The 5,697-nt window shown below is 38.7% G+C and carries 7 protein-coding genes; all 7 read left to right on the top strand.

What is annotated here, in order from left to right; genetic code table 11:
• The coding region (locus RMR19_RS09995) for a 2Fe-2S ferredoxin (protein WP_331654701.1) at nucleotides 1–316 on the top strand (316 nt) is incomplete at its 5' end.
• Nucleotides 317–437: 121 nt separating this feature from the next.
• The gene (locus RMR19_RS09990; protein ID WP_310603353.1) at nucleotides 438–1,391 is read left to right on the top strand and encodes a homocitrate synthase/isopropylmalate synthase family protein; all 954 of its coding nucleotides are present in this window, start codon (nucleotides 438–440) and stop codon (nucleotides 1,389–1,391) included.
• Nucleotides 1,388–2,200, top strand: a complete 813-nt coding sequence (locus RMR19_RS09985; protein WP_310603352.1) for a homocitrate synthase — start codon at nucleotides 1,388–1,390, stop codon at nucleotides 2,198–2,200. The genes RMR19_RS09990 and RMR19_RS09985 overlap by 4 nt, the downstream gene beginning before the upstream one ends.
• A 21-nt stretch (nucleotides 2,201–2,221) precedes the next feature.
• A complete protein-coding gene (locus RMR19_RS09980; RefSeq protein ID WP_310603351.1) occupies nucleotides 2,222–2,863 on the top strand; it encodes a Fe-only nitrogenase accessory AnfO family protein in 642 nt (213 codons plus the stop codon).
• Nucleotides 2,864–2,919: 56 nt separating this feature from the next.
• A complete protein-coding gene (locus RMR19_RS09975; RefSeq protein ID WP_310603350.1) occupies nucleotides 2,920–3,792 on the top strand; it encodes a hypothetical protein in 873 nt (290 codons plus the stop codon).
• Between the two features lie 13 nt (nucleotides 3,793–3,805).
• On the top strand, nucleotides 3,806–4,222 hold the full coding sequence (locus RMR19_RS09970) for a hypothetical protein (RefSeq protein ID WP_310603349.1): 417 nt from the start codon (nucleotides 3,806–3,808) through the stop codon (nucleotides 4,220–4,222).
• Between the two features lie 17 nt (nucleotides 4,223–4,239).
• The coding region (groEL, locus tag RMR19_RS09965; RefSeq protein ID WP_310603348.1) for a chaperonin GroEL at nucleotides 4,240–5,697 on the top strand (1,458 nt) is incomplete at its 3' end.

Below are 5,697 nucleotides of genomic sequence, written 5' to 3'. Positions count from 1 at the left end.
AGCATTTATGGTACAACCCAAATATCATGTGTTTATATGCACAAGCTGTACAATTACGGGGCAACAAAGAGGGTATTGCTATAATAACAAGTCAGTTGACATACTACAAAAATTCATGGAAGAAATTAATGACAGGGATTTATCAGGGGAGGTTGTTTTGAATAATACAGGTTGCTTTGGGATCTGTGACAAAGGACCGATTGCTGTTGTGTATCCTGAGGGTGTGTGGTATGGACATCTAACGGAGGATGACGTGGAACGAATATTTGATGAACATTTTGAAGGTGGAAAACCAGTGGAGGATTTGATGATATAAGAGTTGGGTGCATAATTGTAATTTGAGGGGGCAAAGTTTGGAATCATTATATTACACACTTTAGGGTAGGTTTTAAATATATTTGGACAATAAAGACTAGTTTAGACAGGAAGGTGATATCATGCAAATTATTGACGCTACACTGAGTATGCTTGATGAGACTCCGCCAACAAAGGAGCAGGCAGGTGAATTAATTCAATTGTTTATGGAGTGCGGTATCTATGATTTTGTGATATCAGAAAAACTGTATCCGGTAATTGAACCTGCATTAATCTCAGGAGCTGTTTATTATATGGAACTGGATTCGGTATCAGACCGAAAACGGTTTCCATTGATTAAACATTTCCTACAATCAAAAACGGTAGGGGAGGATACAATAACAATTGTACAGATGAATGATACACGGGAAATCTTACATCTTAGAAATTATATTTCGGCGAAATCGATTGTATTAAAAGGTATGGATGATTTTATGTGTTTTGATTTTGACATAGCGTTAAAGGAGATTTTCTCAATTATTGATAAGAAAAGAATATTGTTTATGCCAGAGAATAGCAATGAATGTGCAACAGCAGAAGCTGTTATGTTTATGAGAGAAGGAGGGAAGAAAGTCATCACTGCATTTGCTGGAATCGGAAACAAAGCAGCAACGGAACAAGTGATTTTAGCTCTTAGACTGAATCAACATTATAAAGTAAACCAAGATTTAAGTAAACTGCCAAAACTAAAATCGTTATATGAAGAAATCACAAGTGACAAGATTCCAGCGAAAATGCCTGTAATAGGGGAAAGTATCTTCTGGGTAGAATCAGGAATTCATGTTGATGGAATTTTGAAGAAATCCTCAAATTATGAAACATTTCCACCTGAATTGGTGGGGCAGGAGAGGAAAATTGTAATTGGTAAGCATTCAGGGCTTAGCTCCATTAAAATTAAGTTAATAGAGTTCGGCTATAATGATTTCGATAAGGAAATCTGCTTAGTAATACTTAAAAATGTCAAATTGGAAAGCAGTCGTTTATGCAGAAATATAAATGATGAGGAACTGAAAGCAATTATTGAGGGATGCCTATGAAGACAAAGAAAAAAATCGTAGATACAACGTTACGAGATGGGGAGCAATGCCCTGGGATTGTGTTTGGTACAGAGGATAAAATTCGTTTGGGTTTGCTTCTTGATGAACTTGGAGTTTATGAAATTGAAGCTGGTTGTGTAGATGTTCATAGCAGTGATATGCAATATATCGACAAATTGATGGGACAGAAGAAGAATGCAAAGGTTTCTCTTTGGAGCAGAATGCGTCAAGAGGATGTAGAGACAGCTTGTCTATTACAACCAGATTTAATTCATATTGGTGTGCCCGTATCCTATGTGCAGATTTATTCAAAATTGAATAAGAATAAGGTGTGGGTGCAAAGAGAGATAAAGAGTTGCCTTGAGATAGCGAATAATTATAGTATGCCTGTAACCGTTGGTCTTGAGGATGCAACAAGAGCGGATATTGGATTTATACTATCATTAGTTAGACAACTGTATTCGATGGGAGTGAAGACGGTTCGGATTGCGGATACGGTTGGAACGGTAACGCCAGAAAGAGGAGCTCAGATTATTAAGGAAATTCATAATGCGATTGAGGAACTCACAATTGAGATTCATGAACATAATGATTTGGGAATGGCAATTGCCAACTCAATCTTAATGGCAAAAGCAGGTGGGGAGATGATTGATTGTACTCTTCTTGGACTTGGAGAACGGGTTGGGAATTGTAATCTGTATGATTTTGTTCGTGCTACAGAGACGATTTTTGATTGTGGTGTGGATAAGAAGAAAATTCAAGGAGTGGAGCAGGAACTTATTGATATTCTACAACGTGGAGTGGGGTAATCCATACGGGAAGGAGGCACTATGAGATTTTTTGTTTTGACAGATGGAAGTAATGGAATAACAGATTTTTTTCATGCAATCAAACTTACGATGTATGAGAAGAAAGAGATATGGGATAAGGTTGGAGATGTTTCAATTTCGAGTTGTGATAGTATGACAAGGCAACAGGTGGAACATTTAGCAGAAGAGATTAGCAAGAGTATTCGAGAACATGACAGTGAAGTGTTAATCGGTACGGCAATCATTGGGCTTCCTTATCATTTTTTGAATCGAAACGGCATTATTCTGTGTGAATCGAATGAAATATCGCAAAGACTTTTTGAGGAAATCTACGAGGACTTCTATAACAATATTGCTACGGAAGAGAACGAAGAGATAGAGCAGATATCGCCCTATCCTGTGTGTATTGCGGAGGATGGTTTTTATTTCTTTGATTTTGATAAGGCGATGAAGGCGCATCCGAATCTGAGTTCTAAGAAGATGCTGATTCCTTTTCTTGATGGGGAGCTATATACGAGTTTACTAATTCGATGTTCTCATATTATGCCTTGGCTGGATGCTTATGTGCAGCAACATGGACTCTCTATGGAGGTGAAACGGGAGGACGATGTGTATGTTGTAGATATCATGCATGGTCTTTGCAAAGAACGCATTCTCTGTTGATTGTTTATGCTGCTGTTGTAGTATGATAGGAAGTTTGTGTAAAGGAGGTAGATGATATGGATAAGATAAGAATTGTACTTAACAATAATGAGCTAATCCCAAGATATTCTTCCCCAGATGCTAGATCGCGTAACAAGGATTCGATTGTTCGTTATGAAGACGGCAGTCTGAAATCTATATATTTGGAATCCATTAGCACAATTAATACTTCGATTGGTACTTTGACTGCAGAGTTTATAACGTTTTATCCAAACCAAAACATACACCGTGTATTTCCGGTATATGGACAGATTAGTGGATTCTGGTCAGAAGAGGAGGAGAAAGAATTACTAGCAGAAAGTGTAGTGAAAGTGGGGAATCGGTTATATACTGGATTGTTTTCTTGCATCTGCTTTTATGAAACAGGAGAAGTTAAGAGTCTTACGATTTGGCAAGGTGAGAGTATGGAAGTGGATACGAATTATGGAAAGATGAAAGTTCGGTATGGAATCAGTTTCTATAAAGATGGGAGCATCCAGTCATTAGAGCCAGAAAATCCAGTTATTATCACGCAGGATACAGGAATTTATATCGCATATAATCCCCTTGCTGTTGGAGTAACGGGTGATAGTAATTCACTGCGTTTTGACAGAGAGGGACGTGTGAGTAGACTTACAACAATTGCAACGGGAATTCGGTGCATTCCACGAAATGGTGAACCAGAGTTTATATTGAAAGCAAAATTAATGACAAGTCCATTTGATATTACGGAGGAGATTCTTATTCCTGTACAGATAGCATTTGAAGAAGATGGGATTGTATTTACAGATAGTAGAAAGGTGGAAAAACGATATTCTTACAAGGAATATACATTGGAGGCATACGAGGAAAGCGAATATCTGTCAACTATGTGTAGTGGAGATTGTAGTGCTTGTAAAGGGTGTCATTGACGGAGGTAGAGGTATGGTAAAAGAACATGTTTTTGAATGTAAATTGGTGTTGCCGCGGAAATATTATGTGCAACTTGCAGAAGAGGGAAAGCAACTATATGAAGAGTCGCCAAACGGGATGGAGGTTGCATTCCCAGTGGAACTTACAGAGGGGATAACCTTGGCGGATTGTGTACCTGCATTTGTGGAGTCGGTTTATCTGGAGTTTAATCCGAAGTATGAGATTACAGATTCTACGGAGGTGACATGTGAGTTGTATAAACTAGGGAAAACAGACGAAGTATTTAATCTACTTGTTACAATTACATATCCAGAGAGTGAGAAAGAATTTCATGAATTGCTGATTTTTCATCAAGTAGAGCTTACAGAGGATTGCTTTACATTTGAATTGATGGGTGATCAGACGATGTTTAATATGGAGAAATATTAAGGTTGCAAGACTTGTGAGTGAATAGTAATATCATCACTACGATTTCAAGAGATATAAGAAAGGCAGGGGATTCTATGATAAAAGAGATGCGCTATAACAAAGATGCGATACAGACGATGGCAGAGGGAATGTTGCTTGTTTGTAATCTATTGGAGTCTACATATGGACCGTTTGGGCTTAGCGTTGTTATGGAGAATGCTAGTAACTCGGCTGTTATTACGAATCGAAGCGCACAGATTATGCAGGACTTTAAATCCGAGGATTTATTTCTTAATGAAGGGGTTCAACTGCTTTGTGATGCAGTATTGAATATGGGAGAACGTGTTGGAGATGGTTCAACCGTAACGGCGTTATTCGTAAAAGGAATGGTGGAGGAGGGTCTTCGGTATCTTGCGGCGGGAGCAAACCCGGTCTTTTTGCGACAAGGTCTAAAGAGAGCATTAAGGAAGGTATTGCACAATATTGATGCCTCAACGGAAATGGTTCAAGAGCATGATTCTTTGATTAAGGCAGTGCAAGCTTCCTGCAAGGACTATGAGATTGCGAAGATGGCGATTGAAGCATATGGGAAAGTGTCCAGACAAGGTGTTGTTCTTGTGAAGCCATCAAAGAGTGTGGAGAATTATGTTGTATATGAGGAAGGAATGTGTTTAAAACAAGGGTATCTGTCTCCACTTTTTTGTACGAAAGGGAAGGATTCGATTACATATAGTAATCCGTATATTTTGATTACAGATTATTGTATTACGGATTTTAAGAGTATTTTACCAATTTTAGAGCAGGTAATGCCAACGGGAAGGGCGATTATAATAGTTGCGGAGGAGGTAGCAGGGGAAGCACTTACGATGTTGATACATAACCATACACAGGGAGTATTTAAAACTGCAGTGGTGAAAGCGGAGGGGTATAAGTCAAGGAAAACGGATTTGTTAGAAGATATTGCCGTATTAACAGGTGGTGTTGTGCTGAAAGAAGGAAAGGGGGACGAACTGGAGAAGGTCGGTCTTTCTATGTTAGGTACAGCGAAAGAGGTGCGTATCACGAAGGATTCAACAACGATTATAGGTGGAAAAGGACAGGACTGGCAGATTGCGAATCGAATAAAAGAGATACAGGAAATTATTTTGGATGAGAAAACAAATGAATACGACAAGGAAAAATACTATGAACGAATCGGCAGATTGAAATCAGGTGTTGCAGTACTGTATGCAGGCGGCAGAACAAGTCAGGAGATTCGCGAGAATAAAGTTTGTATGGAAACCGCAGTAAAAGCTGTTCGAAATATTTTGGAGGGTGGAATGATTCCAGGGGGAGGAAGTTTCCTATGGAGGCAGGCAAATGCTTTAGAAGAGATTCTGCTATATAATATAGAAGATAGTAAAGAGGAGGGTTACGGAGTAAAGCTTCTGCAGAGTGCTTGTAGAATGACAATGAAGATATTGTGTAAGTTAAATGATGTAAATGCTGGCATTGTG

It is taken from the genome of Anaerosporobacter sp. (assembly GCF_031551385.1).
GTDB lineage: Bacteria > Bacillota > Clostridia > Lachnospirales > Lachnospiraceae > Anaerosporobacter.
The sequence above is the reverse complement of the archived record's forward strand: the minus strand, read 5'-3'. Positions and strand labels throughout refer to the sequence as shown.